The organism is Flavobacterium chryseum (genome assembly GCF_004362015.1).
Classification (GTDB): domain Bacteria; phylum Bacteroidota; class Bacteroidia; order Flavobacteriales; family Flavobacteriaceae; genus Flavobacterium.
Map to the genome: position 1 here is coordinate 26,178 of NZ_SNWW01000008.1, position 20,020 is coordinate 46,197.

A 20,020-nucleotide genomic window follows, 5' to 3' on the forward strand; every position below is an offset into this window, starting at 1 on the left:
AACATTCACTCCCAAAAAATAGCCACTCACTCCTTTTTGTTTTTTTTAACATAATTTATCGAATATTTTCGGCAAAAAATTAACTTAAACTTAACTTCAATATGAGGGAAAAGGCATTATTGATAAACCTAAAAAATATTGTTTTAGTGGCAGTACTATTAAGTACCAGTACTATGGTTTCTCAAAAAAAGAATAAAAAAGATAAAAAAGATTCTACTGAACAAATTACTGATACTGTTAAAATTTATAAAGGAAAAAAATACGCTGACCTTTTAAAACAAGGAACTTTCAAAAAAGGATTATTCAATACAATTCAGGTTAAAACAGATTTATATTTAGAAATAAACGATTCATTATTTCAAAGAGAATTTTTAATCGTTAATAAAATTTCAAATGTTCCAATGCCGGTTAATGATGCCGGATTAAATAGAGGGATGAATTATGAAAACAAGATCATCACGTTCCACAAAGATCTTGTTGCTAAAAAAGTTTGGGTTAAATCATCTGTCCCAAAAGTTTCATCCCCAATTGGAGACGCTATAACGGCTTCGGTAAATGCTAATTTTTCGGAATCTATTATAGAAGTTTTTGATATTGAAACAAAAAACAACGATTCTACTTCAATTGTTATCAAAGCAAATAAGGTTTTTGACGGAAAACAAAAAAGTTTTAATGATGTTTTAAGTAATGTTGGTTTAGGTGGATCTGTAAAATCAGAACTGTCATATATCGAAAGTGTGAAAACGTTTCCTAAAAATATCGTTGTAAAATCACAGCTTACAACTTCTGTAAGCGAAGGCGGTTCTGCATTATCAGTTACAATTGGTGTTACAAGTAATATTATTTTGCTGGATAAAGTACCAATGCAAGCTCGTTTTGCAGACAAACGTGTTGGTTATTTCTCAGAAAAACACTGGTATTTTAGTGATGATCAGCAAGCAATGCGTGAGAGAGAATTAATTACACGCTGGAGATTAGAACCTAAAAAAGAAGACCTTGAAAAATATAAAAATGGCGAATTAGTAGAGCCTAAGAAACCCATTGTTTACTACATCGATCCTTCGACACCTAAACAATGGCGCTCGTATATAATAGAAGGGGTTCGCGATTGGCAAATTGCGTTTGAAAAAGCGGGATTTAAAAATGCTGTTATCGCAAAAGAACCTACGGATGAAGATATTGATTTTGATATCGATGACGTTCGTTATTCTGTTATTACTTATGTTGCGTCGCAAAAAGCAAATGCGATGGGACCAGCGGTTGTTGATCCAAGAAGTGGCGAAATTATCGAATCAGATATTATCTGGTGGCATAATGTAATGACGTCACTTCAAACCTGGATGCGCATACAAACGGGTGCAATTGACCCAAAAGCCAGAGGAAATAAATTTAGTGATGAACATATGGGAGAAGCAATTCGTTTTGTTTCGTCTCATGAAGTGGGTCACACTTTTGGTTTGAGACACAATATGGGCGCTTCATTTGCTTATGATGTTGAATCGCTGCGATCTAAAGAATTTACGGCAAAAATGGGCGGCACTGCTCCTTCTATTATGGATTATGCACGATACAATTATATTGCGCAGCCAGAAGATCATGTAGAAGCAATTACGCCAAAAATTGGTGAATATGACAAATATGCAATTGAATGGGGTTACAGATGGTATGCTAATGAAAATGAAGAACATACTGCTTTAAATGCTTTGATTACCAAACACCAGGATGATCCTATTTATTTTTATGGAGAACAACAAGACGGAGAAGCTCCAATTGATCCGCGTTCACAATCTGAAGATTTAGGAAATGATGCTATGAAAGCCGGAGAATACGGACTTAAAAACCTGAAAAGAGTGGTAAGCAACATTCTGGAATGGACGTATGATAAAGATGAATCTTACTACGGAACGGGTAAACTTTATATTGGCGCAATTGGTCAATGGAGTTTGTATAACTACCACGTATTAAGCAATATTGGAGGTGTTTATTTAAACACAACTGTTCACGGTGATAACAAATCGAGTTATGTTGCGGTTCCGGCTGCGATACAAAAAAGAGCGGTTGCTTATTTATTAAAAAACTGTATTGCGCTTCCTGAATGGTTGTTTTTCAATCCGATTTTAGATAAAACAAATCCTTTAAAAGATTCTCCGCTTGGGCCTTATGAATATACGCCTTATACTTTGGCAAGAGAACATCAATACGCAACCTTGTACAATATATTGAATGATGACCGTTTGTTGCGCATTACTGAAAACGAATTGTTTCAGCGTAATGAAACGAAAGAAAACGTGTTTACAGTAACGCAATTATTTAAAACGTTACGTCAAAGTATTTTTGCTTCGACCATCCAAAATAAATCATTGACGATTTTAGAACGTCTGACTCAGAAAAATTATGTTGATGTTTTAATTGTATCGACAAACAAACTTTTTGAAAAAACAGAACCTAAAAAAAGTATCGAAATTCATGAAAACCTAAACATGCCGCAATTGTGTGATTATTTAGATAATTCGAAAATGGCACGCAATATTAATCAGTCTTTTTTAAAGAGAGTTTCGGAAGTAACATCTGATAAAAAAGGAGAATTAAATCAGGTTTTACAATTATTAAAATCGAAAAGAAATATTGGAAATCAGGAAACGAAAAATCATTATTTCGACTTGATTCAACGAATTGAAAGAGCATTAAACAACACATTATAATAAATTTTAACCAAATCCAAAACTCCCTAATGAAGAATCTATTTTACATCCTGAGTTTTATGCTTACCCTTTCCGGGTTTGCACAAGAAACCAGAACAATTAAAGGAAAAGTAAGCGATGCCAAAGACGGAATGCCCTTATACGGTGTATCGGTTTTTGTAGAAAACGCTTCCATTTCAAACAGCACACAACAAAAAGGTGTTATTCAAAGTTCAAGCCTTGGTACCGTTACCGATTTTGATGGTACATTCGAATTAAAAATAAACAATAACGTAAAGTTTTTAAGGGTAACTTACATTGGATATGAGTCTACTTCTCTTGAAGTTACCAACCAAAAAACGTACAACATCAATTTAAAATCTGAAACTGCAGAGTTGAAAGAGGTTGTTGTTACGGGTTACCAAAAAATCGAAACAAGAAAACTTACTTCTGCTGTTGGTAAAGCAAACATGATCGACATTCAGCAAGCGGGTGTTGCGAGTATTGATCAGTTATTAATTGGTCAGGTTACGGGTGTTGCCGTGACTCAGGCTACAGGTGCTCCTGGTACTATCGCGAAAGTGAGAATTCGTGGTACAGCTTCGCTTTCAGGTCCACAAGATCCATTATGGGTTTTAGATGGTTTGCCTTTAGAAGGAAATGATGTTCCACAAAACTATGATAAAGACAATATCGATCAGTTGACTAACTTTTCTATCGCTGGTTTAAACCCGGAAGATATTAAAGATATCACGATCTTAAAAGATGCTTCTGCAACTGCTATTTACGGAGCAAGAGCTGCAAACGGAGTTATCGTTGTGACTACGAAAAAAGGAAAAAAAGGAAATATGAGAGTAAATTTTACTACGAATACTTTCCTTACACAAAGACCTGACTTTTCTAAATTAAACTTGATGAATTCATCTCAAAAAGTTGATTTTGAATTGGCAATGGCTTCTGATGAAAACTTAACTTACAGAGCTACCGGCGGACAAGTTTCCCGCATTCTAAACGGTTCTAACGAATTAGCAGCTTACAGAGCCGGAGGTTTTTCTTCTCTTAATCCACAAACTCAAAATTCAATTAATGCATTAAAAAACAACAATACAAACTGGGGTAATTTATTGTACCAGGATGCAGTTAATAAGCAATATGGTGTGAGTGTATCAGGTGGTGGAGAAAAATCTGATTACTATTTCTCTCTTGGAGCTTATAATGAAGAAGGAACTACAATTGGAACCGGATTCGACAGATACAACCTTACCTTAAAAAACAATTTTGAAGTAAGCGATAAATTACGTGTTGGTGTTAGTATTTTTGGTTCTCAAAGTACCACAAAATCGTATTTAACAGATACAGATGGTTTTACAAATCCTGCAAATTATTCAAGAACGGTAAACCCTTATTTAACGCCTAGAAATGCTGATGGAAGTTATAACTACGATAAGGATATTGCAGGATATGGAAATAATTCTGTATATGTTCCTTTTAACTTCATTGAAGAGAGAGAAAATACATCTTACGAATTAAAAAACAGAGCTATAAAAGCGATACTAGATATTGATTATAACATTACTAAAAACTTCAAAGCAACTACTCAGGTAGGTCTTCAATTTGACAATAATGCTTCTGAGAAATTTGCAGATAAAGAAACGTATTACACTAGAAAAGAAAGAGAAAAAACAAGAAGATTTAGTGGCGGAGTGGCTACTTATTTCCTTCCTGATGGTGGAATTATTCAAAATTCGAACACTGACTTTTTCCAGTACAACTGGAAAACGATGTTAAACTACAGTGCTGTTTTCAACAAAAAGCATGAGGTTGAGGTAATGGCTGGTAGCGAATTAAGAAGAAATTACAATACTTCTATTGCAACTAAAGGTTTTGGATTTAATCCAACAAACTTAACGACTAAGCAAATCGTTTTCCCTAACGAAAGTCTTGCAAACCAGGCTGACTACAGAACATATCAAAAAACAGAGAACGAAAATGCATTTGCTTCATTCTTTGCTACAGCATCTTATACTTACAACAGAAAATATACTGCTTTTGGTAGTGTGCGTTACGACGGATCTGATTTATTTGGTGTAGATCCTAAATACAAATACTTACCATTATGGGCGCTTTCTGGTTCTTGGTTAGTATCTGAAGAAGATTTCTTAAAAGAAAGTACATTTTTATCTACTTTAAGATTACGTGCTTCTTATGGTTTACAAGGAAATATCGACAAAAATACGTCTCCTTATGTTGTTGGAGAGTACAAAAACGTAGTATTATTGCCAGGACAAAATGAGCCAACTATTTTTATCTCATCTCCGCCAAACGATAAATTAAGATGGGAAAAAACAACCAATACCAACTTTGGTTTTGATCTTGGATTGTTTAACAACCGTGTAAGTGTTGTAACTGATATTTACGGAAGAAAAAGTAGCGATTTGATTGGTTTACAATCTCTTCCTATCGAAAATGGTTTTGAATTTTCTACTTTAAACTGGGCACAAGTGTCTAATAAAGGTTATGAAATTGCATTAACAACAAAAAATATCGAACGTCCTAATTTCTCATGGACTACTAATATTAATTTCTCTCACAACAAGAGTAATGTAGACCGTATTCAAATTAGAGAGAATACTTATACTCCTTCAAGACAAGGATATCCGGTTAATGCTGTATTCGCCCTAAAAACAGCAGGAATCGACGAAAATGGATACCCATTATTTATTAATAAAAATGGAGAAACAGTTAATACAAACACCTTTTTTGCCCTTTATGACCCTTATGCAGATCTTTTTCCTGGAGAAATATCGCAATCACGCTTAACAGCAACAGAAACACGTGACCTATTTACCTACGAAGGAGATCGTGACCCTAAATTTACAGGAGGTTTTATCAACACTTTTAAAGTACACAGCTTTGACCTAACCATTGCTACTACTTTTAACATTAAACAAACTGTTGTAGAAAGACCTCCTTATAGTGGAACTGAAGTAGACCGTGGACAAAACTATTCTACTGCTATTTTGAATGCTTATTCATCTACAAACACTACCTCAAACTTACCTGGTATTGTAGGTAAAAATTCTGGAACAGGTGATTCCTGGATGGCTTATGACTGGTATGCTACTGCAAACACTGTAGATTCTTATGCCTTACTTGATACATGGGTAAAAGAGATGAGTTACATGAGATTAAGCAGTATTCGTTTAGGATATTCTTTACCTAAAAAAGCGACTAATAGTGTTTTCATGGAAGATATTAGATTTAGTGTCGAGGGAAGAAACTTATTTGTTGTAAGTTCTGATTACAAAGGTTACTTTGACCCTGAAACTTACGGAAATATCTACGCGCAACCAATTCCTAGATCATTATCTCTAGGATGTAACTTAACTTTTTAAACTGATTTAAGATGAAAAATATATTAAAATATGCATTCTTTTTCGTCGCAGCTATTACTACGGTAAGCTGTGACGATTATCTGGACGTAAAGCCAATGGGCAGAGTAATTCCGGAAACATTAACAGACTACAGAAGCGTACTTACAAGAGGATATGAAGCTTTTCCTAAGCATAAATCACTTACTACATTAAGAGGTGATGAACTTCTTTTAGATCAATATGGTCAGGATTTTAGTTACTTCAGAGATATTTATGCATGGAATGACACAAACCCAGATAAGATTACAACAGGCTTTCAATATGATGCTCTTTACAATACCATTTTCTATGCAAATGTTATTATAAATGATGCAGCTGGTAAACTTGAAGCTTCTGCAGATAAAGATCAGTTAATTGGAGAAGCTTATGCTTTAAGAGCTTATTCTTATTTCGACTTATTGAACTTATTCGCAAAACCTTATAATGCAGCTACAGCAGCTACTGATAAGGGTGTTCCGTTAGCTCTAAAAGTAGATTTAGAGCAGGCTTATACTCCGGAAAGTGTAGCTAAAGTTTACGAACAAATTCTTGCTGATAAAGAAGAAGCTAAAAAATTGCTTACTAAAGATACTCAGACTAAAGGATTGAACTACCGTTTTTCTAAAGCAGCATTATATGCACTAGAATCTCGTATTTCATTATATCAAAAAGATTGGGCAAAAGCTGTAGAAGCTGCGAACAACGCATTAACATACAAAAATGCTTTAGTTGATTTAAATGCTACTCCTGTTTTAACAACAAGTTATGATGGTATAGAATCTATATTGGCACTTGAAGATGTTTTTAACAATAACCTAAAAGGATCCTCTTACGCTTCATCAGATTTATTAGATACTTACGATCAAACAAATGATTTGCGTTTTGCTGTATATTTTCAAAAATTAGGAGGTGATTACGCATTTAGAAAAGGTGGAGAACTTGCTCAAAAATGTTCTTTCAGAGCATCTGAATTATATTTAACTAAAGCAGAAGCTTCAGCTCAATTAAGTGATCTTACAACAGCAAAAACTACTGTATTAACTTTTATCAAAAACAGATATAAAGTTGCAGGTTACAATGCACTTGCTACAACAGTTGGTTCAATGAACCAAACTGAACTTCTTGACTTTATTGCTCAGGAAAGACAGCGTGAGTTTGCTGCAGAAGGTCACCGTTGGTTTGATTTGAGAAGAACAACTCAAAAATCAATCATGCACACAATAATCGATAAGGATTATACATTAATCCAAAATGATCCGCGTTATACTTTGCCATTCCCCCAAAATGCACGTTTAAATAACCCAAACTTGTAGATTGAATTAAGCTCCGTTTTTAACGGAGCTTTTTTTTTATCTTTGTCCCAAAAAAAGGGAGATGAAAATTGCGATTATTGAAGATGAACATTTGGCCTCAAACTATCTGAAATCAATTCTGGAACAACAAAGTATTATCACATTAAGCGAAGTAACAATATTAAAATCTGTAAAAGATGCTGTTGCTTTTTTCAAAGTAAATACTGTTGATTTAGCTTTTATGGATATTCATTTAGGAGACGGAAAAAGCCTGGACATTTTTGAACAAGCAACTATTTTATGCCCCGTTATCTTTATTACCGCATACGACTCTTATGCCGTAAAAGTTTTTAAGCACTTTACGATCGATTATCTTCTAAAACCTTATGAAGAAGAAGAATTATTAGAAGCCTTATCGAAATATAAAAATATCCGACAAACTTTTAATCCAAACCCAATTGTTGAATCTTTGGTCGAAATTGAAAATCAAAGCAACATTCAGCATCATTTTTTAGTGAGTCACAGAGACAAGTTAATCTCTATCAACGATACCGTAATTCCGTATTTTTTTGCTACTGGAAAGCACCTTTTTATACACACCAATTCCGGAAACAGTTATTTGTACAACAGCAATCTTAAAGATTTGATTAATAGTCTGGATCCAAAATTATTTTTTAAAATAAATAGAAAATACATTATCAACAGACATCATATTGAGGAGATTGTAAAACATTCAAGTCAAAAAATTGAGTTATTACTCAACATCGCCGTTCCTGATACAGAACCTATTATTTTAAGTAAAAAAGAGATAAACAATTTCAAAAGCTGGCTTAATTCTTAAAGTCAATATATTAAAATAAATTTGAAATTTTTTTTTCAATTCTTTCTCGTGCAATTCCTCTCGATTTAATTATCAGCGATGTTCAAATGCAGATTATGGATGGCATCACTTTGTGTAAAAAAGTGAAAACGAATTTGGAAACGATTCATATTCCGGTAATTTTATTAACGGCAAAAAACGAGCTTAAATCGCAAACGAGCTTTGGACGAAATTTTCAAAAACATTTCAGCATGTCTCCATCTGATTATATTGCTATGAATAAATAATTAACACCGGAGAAAAATAGTTTTTTTGTTATGATGATTTTTCAGACGAAATCCATAGTCTTAATCAAAGAAATACCCGAATTTTGCTTATTGAAATACACTTGAATAATACTAATAAAATTAGTTTTATATTAGCAGTACAGAAATCGTTACAGCTGAGTTTAAATTTAAAACAAACTCAATCCTCTAAAACTTATTTTTAATAACAATGAACAGCCAGAAATACAGCCTTTTACTTGCAGACGATGACGAAGATGATTGCGCTTTTTTTAGAGAAGCACTTGATGATTTATCGCTTCCGGTTTCTCTTGTAACGGTTAATGATGGTGTTCAGCTTATGGAATTTCTGGAAAGTAACACATCAGAAAATCTTCCTGATATTCTTTTTCTCGACCTTAATATGCCCCGAAAAAATGGTGTCGAGTGTTTGACTGAAATCAAACAGATAGAGGATTTGAAAGATCTTCCGGTTATAATTTTTTCTACCTCTCTGGACATGAAAATTGTCGATCAGATGTATGAAAAGGGTGCGATATATTATATCCGAAAACCCGGTGATTTTTCTAAACTAAAAAAAGTGATAGGAGACGCACTAAGTGTAACTGCAAAAAATAACTTTAAACAACCTACAAAAGAGCACTTTATCCTTCAACCCTAATTTACATTTGAATGGGCAGTCCAAATAATGAATATTATTTTTTAGCTGATGGTGGAGAGATGGGCGAGCTTATTCGTGCCAAAGATTGGAGCAAAACACCCTTGGGCAATCCCGAAAGCTGGCCACAAAGTCTATGCACAATCGTATCTGTTGTATTGAATAACCCATTTGGAATGTATATTGCCTGGGGCGACGATTTTACTCAAATATACAATAGCAGCTGTAGTCCTATTTTGGGCTCAGTTATGCATCCTAACGCTTTGGGAAATAGCGCAAGAGAAACTTTCTCTGACGTATGGGAAACGATAAAGCCTATGTTTGATGATGTAATGAAAGGAAATGCGGTAAGTTTTCCTGACTATAAAATTACATTAAACAGAAACGGATATGATGAAGATTGCTACTTTGATTTTTCATACAGTCCCATCAAAAAAGAAAACGGTGAAGTTGGAGGTATTTTATCCACTTTTATTGAAACCACAGAAAAGGTTAAAGCAGCTAAAGAATTAGAAAGAAGTAATGCACGATTTAAAAACAATATCATGCAGACTCCTGTTGCCATGTGCATTTTTACAGGCAAAGATCACATTATAGAAATTGCGAATCAGCAAATGATTCAGTTATGGGGAAAAGAAGGCGAAGACGTAATTAATAAACCCATTTTTGAAGTATTACCTGAAGCAAAAGATCAGGGTTTAGAACATATAATTGATAAAGTTTATACAACCGGCGAAAAATTTATTGCCACAGAACGTCCTGTTGAATTACCCAAAAATGGAAAAAAAGAAACGACATATGTAAATTTTGTTTACGAAGCACTTAAAGAAACTGATGGCAGTATTTCAGGTGTAGTCGCAATTGCTATAGAAGTTACGGCACAAGTAATTGCACGTTCGAAAGTAGAAGAAAGTGAACATAAAGTTCGTGCCCTGGTAGAAAATGCGCCATTTCCTATTGCTGTTTATGTGGGGAAAGAAATGATCGTAGAACTTGCCAACGATTCTATCATTGCTATATGGGGAAAAGGACCTGATGTAATAGGAAAATCTTTTAGAGATGTTTTGCCGGAACTTGATAATCAACTTGTATTTGAGCAAATAAATACTGTTCTCGAAACAGGAAAATCTTTTCATACTCAAAACACACCACTAGATCTAACCGTTAATGGAAAATTCCAGACGTTTTATTTTAATTATGATTTAACGCCACTTTACGATATCAATGGTGATATTTATGGTGTGATGAATACCGGAGTCGACTTAACTGATTTGAATTTAGCCAAGAAAAAAATAGAAGAAGCTGATAAGCGTTTTCGTAATACGGTAAAACAGGCTCCTGTGGGCATTACTATTTTGCGTGGTCCGCAATTTGTAGTCGAAATGGCGAATCAATCTTATCTTAAATTAGTTGACAGAAAGGAAATTACTTTTGTAGACAGGTCTTTATTTGACTCGTTACCAGAGGTTGAAGAAACGGTTAGGCCTCTTTTAGAAGGCGTTTTAAAAACCGGTATTCCTTATCACGGATCTGAAGTTCCTGTTCCTCTAAATAGAAATGGAAAGCTCGAAACTTTATACTTTGATTTTCTTTATCATCCTCTAAAAGAAGAAAACGGAGAAATTTCAGGAATTCTCGTAACCGTAACTGAAGTAACTGAAAAAGTTGAAGCCAGAAAAAAAATAGAAATAAGCGAAGAAAAACTGAATATTATTGTTGAAGCCAGTGAACTTGGAACATGGGAATTGGATGTTAAGGCAAAAGATATTCAATACTCTAGAAGATATTTCGAAATTATTACAGGAAAAAAAGATGATAGTTATCTAACCCATCAGCAATTACTGCGTCATGTTCATCCTGATGATTTGAAAATTCGCGAAAAAGCGTTTAAAGATGCGATTACAGACGGTTACATTCATTACGAAACCAGAATAATTTGGGATGATGAATCTATTCACTGGGTTGAAGCAAAAGGAAAAGTATTTTACGATTCAGAAAACCTGCCTGGAAGATTAATAGGAACCGTAAGAGATATTACAGACGAAAAAAATCATCAGCAAATATTAGAAGAAAGCGAAAAAAGATTCAGAAACCTTGTGATGCAATCTCCGGTGCCAAAAGCCATATTAAGAGGTATTGATATGGAAGTTGAAATGGTGAATGTGGCACTTTTGAAAAACATTTGGAGAAAAAAAGAAAGCGATGTTCAGGGTAAAAAAATATTTGAAGTATTTCCAGAACTCAAAAAACAAAAATATGGCAAACTTTTAAATAAGGTTTACACAACCGGCGACGTACATTCTGAATCAGAATCTTTATTGTATATAAACAGTGAAAATGGTCAGGAGAAGTTTTATATCGATTTTGAATATGCTCCGGTTCGGGAAGCCGATAATACTATTTCAGGGATAAAAATAACGCTTATTGATGTTACGGAAAAAGTCGAAACCAGAAAAAAAATAGAAGAAAGTGAGAAAAAATTTCGTTCTCTGACAGAAAGTATTCCGCAATTAATTTGGGAAACCGATGAAAAAGGAAACGCTTTATTTGCCTCCAGAAAATGGTTCGATTTTACAGGCATTCATCCTTCTGGCGAATCAGAATGGCGGGCAATTATTCATCCTGATGATTATGAAGGAAATATAAAAGTATGGAGCGATAGTTTAGCCACTGGCAAAATTTACAAAACTGATGTTCGTATCCGTAGCAAAAATGGTTTCTACAGATGGCATTCTGTAATTGGTGAACCTGTTTTTGACAAAGACAATAAAATCATAAAATGGGTTGGCGCGTTTACAGATATTCAGACCGAAAAATCTTTTACTCATGAACTTGAAAAACAAGTTGCCGAGCGAACAAAAGAATTAGAGCAAAATAATATCGATCTGGAAAAAATGAACAAGGAATTGCAGTCGTTTGCCTATATTTCAAGTCACGATTTACAAGAACCTCTGCGAAAAATCCAAACTTTTGCAACTCAGATTATAGAAAGAGAATCTGAAAATTTATCTGAAATAGGGAAAGATAAATTCCAAAGAATGCAAAATGCGGCACAAAGAATGCAAACGTTAATCAACGATTTACTTTCTTATTCCAGAACAAATACTGCCGAAAGAGTGTTTGAAAAAATAGATCTGGGTGAAATAATCGACGATGTAAAGGAAGATCTGAAAGAAGAATTAGAGCAAAAACATGGGGCTGTTGAAATAGACGAAACTTGTGAAATAGATATAATTCCTTTTCAATTTAGACAATTGATATACAATCTGGTCAGCAATTCCCTGAAATTTACAAAACCTGATGTCGCGCCAGTTATAAAAATTACATGTATAATACAAAAAGGCGAAAATATAGATAATGTAATAGTGTCTCCGGAAAAAAAATATTGTCATATTAGTATTTCAGATAATGGTATTGGTTTCGATCAGCAATACAATACCAAGATATTCGAAGTATTTCAGCGTTTGCATGGAAGAGAACAATACAACGGAACCGGAATTGGGCTTGCGATTGTCAAAAAAATTGTAGAAAACCACAACGGTATTATTACTGCAAAAGGAGAAAAAGATAAAGGTGCAACTTTTGATATTTACCTTCCAACAGAATAATTTCAAAAAATAAAAGCCATAAAAAAACGGAAATAACTTTTAGAAGTCATTTCCGTTTTCATTTTTAATCTTTAAAAAGATTAAGTTTTTAGCTTTAAGATATATTATCTAGTATAAACAGTAATTACACCAGTAGCTTTATCTTTTAATTTTAACTCTTTGTTAGTTAAATTCATGATATCAGATGTTGTACCAACTCCGTTAATAGTAATAGTCAAATCGTTATGAGATCTTGCGTATGTTCCTGTAGTTTCTGTTAAAGCACAAGTACTTCCTTGATAATCACCCATAACAGCAGCATTACTCACTCTTAAATCTAAATAATCTCCAGGACATCCTTCTTGATTAGATGGGTGATTTACCAATACTTCCTGACCGTTGATAATACCACCTTGTTTGCTAAGGTTGTATTTTCCTTCAATAGGAACGATAGTTTCTCCTTCATTGTCATCGCTACTACAAGAAGTTGCGAAAATACCTAAGCCTAATGCTACTACGAATAATATTTGTTTTAAATTTTTCATGATTTGATTTCGTTTAAATTGTTTTTATTTGTGTTTTAATTATATGGCTAAATTAGTAGGAAAGAACTTGAAGTATGTTCTATAATTTCTCGATATTCTTACATAATTATTGTTTTAAGATAATTTTAACCTGAAACATTGCATTATCATCAGTTTTTCCTCATTTTCAAGTGTTTATGCAATAGAAATTGGAATTTGCGTGAAAGAAAACAATCGTTAACTATTTCATAACGTTGACGTTACGGTTAGTTTATATCTTTTTCATTAATTTGATTAAAACTAAATACCATGAAATTCTTCAGCCTAAAATTCCTGACATCATTTAAAGAATGGCTTTTTTTAAGAGCAATGCAATCATCTTTCCTTCATTAATAAACTCCGCAAATAAAGGAAAGCAGCATTTAAATGAATAAAATTGACCATTCACTACTAAATAAAGAGCAATTTGGAGAGGATTTCCTATGGGGAGTTTCTACTGCTGCTTTTCAAATTGAAGGTGCTCATAATGCCGATGGCAAGGGCGCTTCTATCTGGGATGTATTTACATCTCAAAAAGGCAAAATAAAAAATGGCCATCACGCCATAGATGCCTGCGATTTTTACAATACCTATAAAGATGATATTGCATTAGTACGCCAATTAAACATTCCTAACTTTCGATTTTCTATTAGTTGGTCCAGAATTATGCCAACAGGAATTCATCCTGTAAATGAGGCGGGAATTGATTACTATAATAAGGTAATCGATTTTTTACTGGAATGCGGAATTGAACCTTGGGTTACCCTCTATCATTGGGATCTACCGCATGCCTTAGAAGTAAAAGGCGGATGGACGAATAGAGAATGTGTAAAATGGTTTTCTGATTATACTGAAATCTGTGCGGAATATTTTGGTGAACGGGTAAAAAACTGGATGGTAATCAACGAACCTTCTGTTTTTACAGGAGCCGGTTATTTCCTGGGAATTCATGCTCCGGGCAAAAAAGGGATTACCAATTATATTAAAGCCATACATCATGTAACGTTAGCTACGGTTGCCGGTGCTAAAATTTTAAGAAGTAAGGTTAAAGACGCTAATATTGGTACTACTTTTTCGTGCACGCATATTGAGCCTTTTTCAGAAAAACCAGCCGATGTTCAGGCTGCAAACAGAGTTGATACTTTGCTCAACAGAACCTTTATAGAACCTATTTTAGGACTTGGTTATCCGCAAGCTGATTTACCGGTTCTTAAAAAGCTGAATAATTACATTTTAGAAGATGATTTGAATAATCTGGCTTTTGATTTCGATTTTATAGGATTGCAATGTTACACAAGAGAAGTTGTAAAAGCATCTTTATTGACTCCTTATATAGGTGCAGAATTAGTAAGTGCCGAAAAACGAAATGTGATATCGACTGAAATGGGATGGGAAGTTTATCCTCCTGCCCTATATCATATTCTTAAAAAATTTAATGCCTATAAAGGAATCAAGAAAATTATAATTACCGAAAACGGAGCAGCATTTCCTGATACAGTTACAAACGGAAAAGTATACGATATTAAGCGCACGCATTTTATTCAAGACAACCTGGAACAAATCCTTAAGGCAAAATACGATGGTTATAATGTCGATGGTTATTTCGTTTGGAGCTTAACTGATAATTTTGAATGGGCCGAAGGTTACAACGCCCGATTCGGATTAATACATGTTGATTTTGAAACGCAGAAAAGAACCATTAAACAATCCGGTTTTTGGTTTGGCGACTTTTTATCAAAATAGAGAACAAACAATATAATTATAAACTTAAATATTAAAATTATGGCAATCAACTGGTTTATAATCGCAGCGGTAGTTATTGGTGTTGTACTATTAGTTTATATTTTAATTAAACAAAATAAAAAGGACCGCAAAAAGATCGAGGAAGAACTAAATTATGTTCCCGAAACTGATGAAGCTGAAATTAATAATGAAAAAGAAGTATAATAGAAATTCATCTTTTATAATATCATTCAATACAAAAAGCCTTTCAAGATATAACTCTCGAAAGGCTTTTTTTCTACAAATTAGCAAGCATAATATTATTTCCAACCGCCACCTAAGCCTTTGTAAACATTGACTGCAGCATTCAATTGGTCTTTTTTAGTATCAATTAATTCTAATTTCGCTTCTAATGCATCTCTTTGTGTCATTAGCACTTCGAAATAATCTACTCTTGCAGATTTAAACAAATCATTAGAAACGTCAATAGATGTATTTAAAGCATCAACTTGTTGCGATTTTAAATCGTAGCTTTTTCCTAAATTATCAATTTTAGAAAGTTGGTTCGATACTTCTATATAAGCATTCAAAATCGTTTTGTCATAATTATATAACGCCTGAAGTTGTATCGCATTAGCACTGTTAAATTCTGCTTTAATGGCATTTCTGTTAATCAAAGGTGCAACAACATCTCCGGCTAACGAATACAGAAGTGATTCCGGAAACGTGAACAAATAAGACGGATTAAATGCATTTACCCCCACTGCAGCCGAAATATCCAATGAAGGATAAAATTCTGCACGAGCTACTTTTACATCTAATTTTGCCGCAGTTAATTCCATTTCAGCCTGTTTAATATCAGGACGATTGGCTAACAATTGAGAAGGAATTCCTGAACTAACTGTTGATGGCAACAAAGTCAAGAAATTGTTTCTGTCTCTTTTTATTTCCTGCGGATACTGACCCACTAAAAAGTTAATCTTGTTTTCTGCTTCTTTAATTTGCTGACGAATATCAAACTCTAAACTTTTTGAAGTTAAAACTTCAGCCTGAAATTTCTGAACAGCCAATTCTGTTGCTCTCGCCGCTTGCTTTTGAACTTTTACGATTTCTAAAGCGTTCGATTGCAATTCGATATTCTGTTTTACAATTTCTAACTGACTGTCTAAAGCCAATAATTCATAATAAGAATTCGCAATTTCAGCCACCAAGCTTGTTACTACAAAGTTTTTACCTTCAACCGTAGCTAAATATCTGGTTACTGCTGCTTTTTTAGAATTGCGCAATTTTTTCCAGATATCAACTTCCCAGTTCGCATACGCGGCGATGGCAAAATCACCAAGCGGATCCGGCATTTCTTTTCCGGGCTTAATTTCTGTCGAAGCATCACCCGCACCCTGGCTCGTATATCTTCCTACTTTCTCTACTCCTGCTCCTGCTCTAATTCCGGCAGTTGGCAATAAAAGTCCTTTTCGTACGCGAACATCATTTTTCGCAATTTCAATTTCCTGCAAAGTGATCATTAACTCCTGATTATTTTTCAGTGCTAAATCAATCAAATTAACCAAATTTTGATCTTTAAAGAAATCATGATACGGAATACTTGCCATGTTAGTCGTATCCTTGCTTACATTATTTACATAAAAAGCATCGGGAACCAGTTTACTTGGTGTTTCTGTTGTCGCCTGTGGCGCTTTGCAACTTGCAACAGCAAGGCAAAGTACCACAGCAACACTATATTGATAGGTTTTAAATTTATACATGATTGTTATCAATTTCTTCTGTTAATGGATTTTCTTCTTCATGTTTTACCAGTTTGTGTTTCTCTGCAATTCTGGCAAAAATGTAATACAAACCAGGAATTACAAATACCCCACAAATAGTCCCTATAAGCATACCTCCGGCAGCAGCAGTACCAATGGTTCTGTTACCAATTTTACCAGGTCCGGTAGCAAAAGCAAGTGGCAATAATCCGGCAATAAAGGCAAACGAAGTCATCAAGATAGGACGAAACCTTGCTTTCGCGCCTTCCATCGCAGCTTCAAGAACTGATCTTCCTGCGGCATGCCTTTGAATGGCAAACTCTACAATTAACACCGCATTTTTACCAAGTAAACCAATAAGCATTACCATGGCAACCTGAGCATAAATGTTGTTCTCCAGTCCTGCAACTTTCAATAAAAGGAAAGCTCCAAAAATACCTGCCGGTAAAGAAAGAATAACTGATAATGGCAGAATAAAACTTTCATATTGAGCAGCCAAAACCAAGTACACAAATCCTAAACATATTAAGAATACCCAAATTGCCTGATTCCCTTGTGCAACCTCATCTGCAGAAATACCTGCCCAGTCAATATCATATCCACGAGGCAATTTTTTAGCAGCAACTTCCTGAATAACTTTAATCGCTGTACCAGAACTATATCCCTGAGCAGCTCCACCACTAATTTCAGTAGAAGTGTACATATTGTGTCTCGTAATTTCTGAAAGACCATACACTTTTTCTAATTTCATAAAAGCAGAATAAGGAACCATTTCATCACGATTGTTTTTCACATAAAGCTTTAAAATATCATCTGGCTGTGCACGATATTCCGGCGAAGCCTGAACGATTACTTTATAGTTAATTCCGTATTTAATAAAACTGATTTCGTAGTTACTCCCCACAAGCGTTGATAAACTGTTCATGGCATTTTCGATAGAAACTCCTTTTTGTTGTGCCAAATCGTTGTCAACTTTCATCATATATTGAGGAAAACTGGCACTAAAGAAACTAAATACGTTCGATAATTCCGGACGTTTGTTTAATTCTTCAACAAAGTCTTTGTTTACAGCTTCTAACTTTTTGAAATCACTAGATCCCGTTTTATCCAATAAACGAAGCTCAAATCCTCCTGCTGCTCCATATCCCGGAACTGCCGGCGGTTGGAAAAATTCGATATTAGCACCCGGAATATCTTTCGATTTTTCTTCCAGTTCAGTCATAATTTCCTGAACAGATTGTTTACGATCATTCCAGTCTTCTAAGTTGATCAAACATGTACCAGCATTCGAACCTGTTCCTTCAGTCAAAATTTCATAACCTGCAAGTGAAGAAACTGATTTTACTCCTTCTACACCTTCCGCTATTTTTTGCAATTTCTCAGCAATATTGTTGGTTCTTTCTAATGATGATCCAGGAGGTGTTTGAATAATGGCATAAAACATTCCCTGATCCTCATTCGGGATAAATCCTGAAGGAACTGTGCTGCTAATCAACCACGTTCCTGCACAAAAACCAAGAAGTGCTATAATAGTTACGGCTCTTCTGTTTACAATTTTTCCTAATACATTTTGGTATTTACCTTGTGCCAGGTTAAACTTGTCATTAAATCCGTCAATAAATCTATTTACAGGAGTTTTCTTTTTCGGTTTACCGTGATTGTTTTTTAACATCATTGCACAAAGTGCCGGCGTTAAAGTCAATGCCACAATACCAGAAAGGATAATTGCTGTTGCCATCGTAATCGAGAACTGTCGGTAGAAAACCCCAACCGGACCAGACATAAATGCAACCGGTATAAATACTGCAGCCATTAAGAATGTAATTGCAACAATAGCTCCTGCAATTTCATGCATCGCTTTTTTAGTTGCTTTAAATGGCGAGAGATGTTCTTCTTCCATCTTGGCGTGAACGGCTTCAATAACTACAATTGCATCATCGACGACGACTCCAATTGCCAAAACCAAAGCAAATAATGTAATTAAGTTCAATGAAATATCGAAAAACTGCATGAACACAAAAGTTCCAACCAACGAAACCGGTACTGCAATTGCCGGAATAACCGTAGAACGCCAGTCTCCTAAGAAAAGGAAAACTACTAATCCTACCAAAATAAAGGCTTCGATCAAAGTGTGAATTACTTTTTCAATAGATGCATCTAAGAATTTAGAAACGTCATAAGAGATTTCGTAATTCATTCCTTTTGGGAATTTTTGCTTAATTTTTTCTAATTTGGCTTTTACATCTTCAATAACCTGATTGGCATTACTTCCAAAAGATTGTTTCAATACGATAGCCGCAGATGGCCTGCCATTTAAGTTCGAATAAATATCATACATCGAACTACCAAATTCAACTTTGGCAATATCTTTCAAACGTAAAAGTTCTCCGTTACTGTTTGATTTTACTACGATATTTTCATATTGTTCTTTAGTTGTAAAACGCCCGGAATATTTCAATACATACTCAAACGCCTGAGAACGCTTACCGGAACTTTCTCCCGTTTTACCCGGAGAAGCTTCTAAACTCTGGCTTGATAATGCTTCCATTACCTCATCGGCAGAAATTTTATAGGCCAGCATACGATCAGGTTTTAACCAAATACGCATGGCATATTCACGTGTCCCTAAGATATCTCCGGAACCAACACCGTTTACCCTTTTTAATTCTGAAAGAACGTTGATATCGGCATAGTTGTACAAGAACTTCATGTCGGTATTTTTATCCGTACTATAAAGATTCACATACATCAACATACTCGGAACTTCACGCGTAATCTTTACACCTTCACGAACTACCAATGGAGGTAATTTATTGGTAACCGAAGCTACACGGTTTTGAACGTTAATTGCAGCCTGGTTAGGATCTGTACCTAAGTTAAATACAACCTGAATACTTGCTTCACCATCATTTCCTGCATCAGAAGTCATATATTTCATTCCGGGAACTCCATTTAAAGCTCTTTCTAATGGAATAACAACAGATTTGATCATCAATTCTCCATTCGATCCAGGATAATCTGCCGTAACATTTACCATTGGAGGAGAAATAGAAGGGAATTGTGTAATAGGCAAATTCATTACCGACAACACCCCTAAAAAGACAATTACCAGCGATATTACTATCGACAGTACTGGTCTTTGTATAAATTTATTAAACATTTGTATATTTTTTTAATGATTAAACTAAACGAAGGCTTAAAATGTTTCAGGTTTAAGTTTCAGGTTTCAATGTGAAC

The 20,020-nt window shown here is 34.5% G+C and carries 12 protein-coding genes; 9 read left to right on the top strand and 3 right to left on the bottom strand.

Going from position 1 to position 20,020, the window contains the following annotated elements; translation table 11 throughout:
- The first annotated feature begins 101 nt into the window (after window positions 1-101).
- From EV143_RS15465 to EV143_RS15495, 7 genes are all read left to right on the top strand, one after another.
- A complete protein-coding gene (locus EV143_RS15465; RefSeq protein WP_133508850.1) occupies window positions 102-2,702 on the top strand; it encodes a zinc-dependent metalloprotease in 2,601 nt (866 codons plus the stop codon).
- Between the two features lie 29 nt (window positions 2,703-2,731).
- A complete protein-coding gene (locus EV143_RS15470; protein ID WP_133508851.1) occupies window positions 2,732-6,076 on the top strand; it encodes a SusC/RagA family TonB-linked outer membrane protein in 3,345 nt (1,114 codons plus the stop codon).
- Between the two features lie 11 nt (window positions 6,077-6,087).
- Complete coding sequence (locus tag EV143_RS15475; RefSeq protein WP_133508852.1) at window positions 6,088-7,407, top strand: RagB/SusD family nutrient uptake outer membrane protein; 1,320 nt, start codon at window positions 6,088-6,090, stop codon at window positions 7,405-7,407.
- A 61-nt stretch (window positions 7,408-7,468) separates the two neighbouring features.
- The gene (locus EV143_RS15480) at window positions 7,469-8,227 is read left to right on the top strand and encodes a LytR/AlgR family response regulator transcription factor (RefSeq protein ID WP_133508853.1); all 759 of its coding nucleotides are present in this window, start codon (window positions 7,469-7,471) and stop codon (window positions 8,225-8,227) included.
- 71 nt (window positions 8,228-8,298) lie between these two features.
- Window positions 8,299-8,493, top strand: a complete 195-nt coding sequence (locus tag EV143_RS15485; protein ID WP_262710983.1) for a response regulator — start codon at window positions 8,299-8,301, stop codon at window positions 8,491-8,493.
- A 208-nt stretch (window positions 8,494-8,701) separates the two neighbouring features.
- Window positions 8,702-9,151 carry a response regulator gene (locus EV143_RS15490; protein WP_133508855.1) on the top strand — a complete coding sequence of 150 codons (450 nt, stop codon included), beginning with the start codon at window positions 8,702-8,704 and terminating at the stop codon, window positions 9,149-9,151.
- Window positions 9,152-9,162: 11 nt separating this feature from the next.
- Window positions 9,163-12,756 (top strand): PAS domain-containing protein, encoded by a 3,594-nt coding sequence (locus EV143_RS15495; protein ID WP_133508856.1) that lies wholly within the window; start codon window positions 9,163-9,165, stop codon window positions 12,754-12,756.
- Between the two features lie 104 nt (window positions 12,757-12,860).
- Here EV143_RS15495 and EV143_RS15500 read toward each other — a convergent pair whose 3' ends face one another.
- Window positions 12,861-13,280 (bottom strand): lipocalin family protein, encoded by a 420-nt coding sequence (locus EV143_RS15500; RefSeq protein WP_133508857.1) that lies wholly within the window; start codon window positions 13,278-13,280, stop codon window positions 12,861-12,863.
- A gap of 405 nt (window positions 13,281-13,685) precedes the next feature.
- Between EV143_RS15500 and EV143_RS15505 the strand changes: the two genes are divergently transcribed.
- Both EV143_RS15505 and EV143_RS21515 read left to right on the top strand, forming a co-directional pair.
- Window positions 13,686-15,041 carry a GH1 family beta-glucosidase gene (locus tag EV143_RS15505; RefSeq protein ID WP_133508858.1) on the top strand — a complete coding sequence of 452 codons (1,356 nt, stop codon included), beginning with the start codon at window positions 13,686-13,688 and terminating at the stop codon, window positions 15,039-15,041.
- A 39-nt stretch (window positions 15,042-15,080) separates the two neighbouring features.
- Entirely contained in the window at window positions 15,081-15,245 is a 165-nt protein-coding gene (locus EV143_RS21515) for a hypothetical protein (RefSeq protein WP_166638168.1), read from the top strand.
- A gap of 95 nt (window positions 15,246-15,340) precedes the next feature.
- Here the strand turns inward: EV143_RS21515 and EV143_RS15510 are convergent, their stop codons facing one another.
- Both EV143_RS15510 and EV143_RS15515 read right to left on the bottom strand, forming a co-directional pair.
- Window positions 15,341-16,783, bottom strand: coding sequence for a TolC family protein (locus EV143_RS15510; RefSeq protein WP_133508859.1), 1,443 nt, complete (start codon window positions 16,781-16,783; stop codon window positions 15,341-15,343).
- Window positions 16,776-19,943 carry an efflux RND transporter permease subunit gene (locus EV143_RS15515; RefSeq protein WP_133508860.1) on the bottom strand — a complete coding sequence of 1,056 codons (3,168 nt, stop codon included), beginning with the start codon at window positions 19,941-19,943 and terminating at the stop codon, window positions 16,776-16,778. The genes EV143_RS15510 and EV143_RS15515 overlap by 8 nt, the downstream gene beginning before the upstream one ends.
- Window positions 19,944-20,020: the final 77 nt, after the last annotated feature.

Coding starts and splice junctions, on each gene's coding strand:
- EV143_RS15465 (WP_133508850.1), top strand. CDS start 102: ATGAGGGAAAAGGCATTATTGATAAACCTAAAAAATATTGTTTTAGTG.
- EV143_RS15470 (WP_133508851.1), top strand. CDS start 2,732: ATGAAGAATCTATTTTACATCCTGAGTTTTATGCTTACCCTTTCCGGG.
- EV143_RS15475 (WP_133508852.1), top strand. CDS start 6,088: ATGAAAAATATATTAAAATATGCATTCTTTTTCGTCGCAGCTATTACT.
- EV143_RS15480 (WP_133508853.1), top strand. CDS start 7,469: ATGAAAATTGCGATTATTGAAGATGAACATTTGGCCTCAAACTATCTG.
- EV143_RS15490 (WP_133508855.1), top strand. CDS start 8,702: ATGAACAGCCAGAAATACAGCCTTTTACTTGCAGACGATGACGAAGAT.
- EV143_RS15495 (WP_133508856.1), top strand. CDS start 9,163: ATGGGCAGTCCAAATAATGAATATTATTTTTTAGCTGATGGTGGAGAG.
- EV143_RS15500 (WP_133508857.1), bottom strand. CDS start 13,280: ATGAAAAATTTAAAACAAATATTATTCGTAGTAGCATTAGGCTTAGGT.
- EV143_RS15505 (WP_133508858.1), top strand. CDS start 13,686: ATGAATAAAATTGACCATTCACTACTAAATAAAGAGCAATTTGGAGAG.
- EV143_RS21515 (WP_166638168.1), top strand. CDS start 15,081: ATGGCAATCAACTGGTTTATAATCGCAGCGGTAGTTATTGGTGTTGTA.
- EV143_RS15510 (WP_133508859.1), bottom strand. CDS start 16,783: ATGTATAAATTTAAAACCTATCAATATAGTGTTGCTGTGGTACTTTGC.
- EV143_RS15515 (WP_133508860.1), bottom strand. CDS start 19,943: ATGTTTAATAAATTTATACAAAGACCAGTACTGTCGATAGTAATATCG.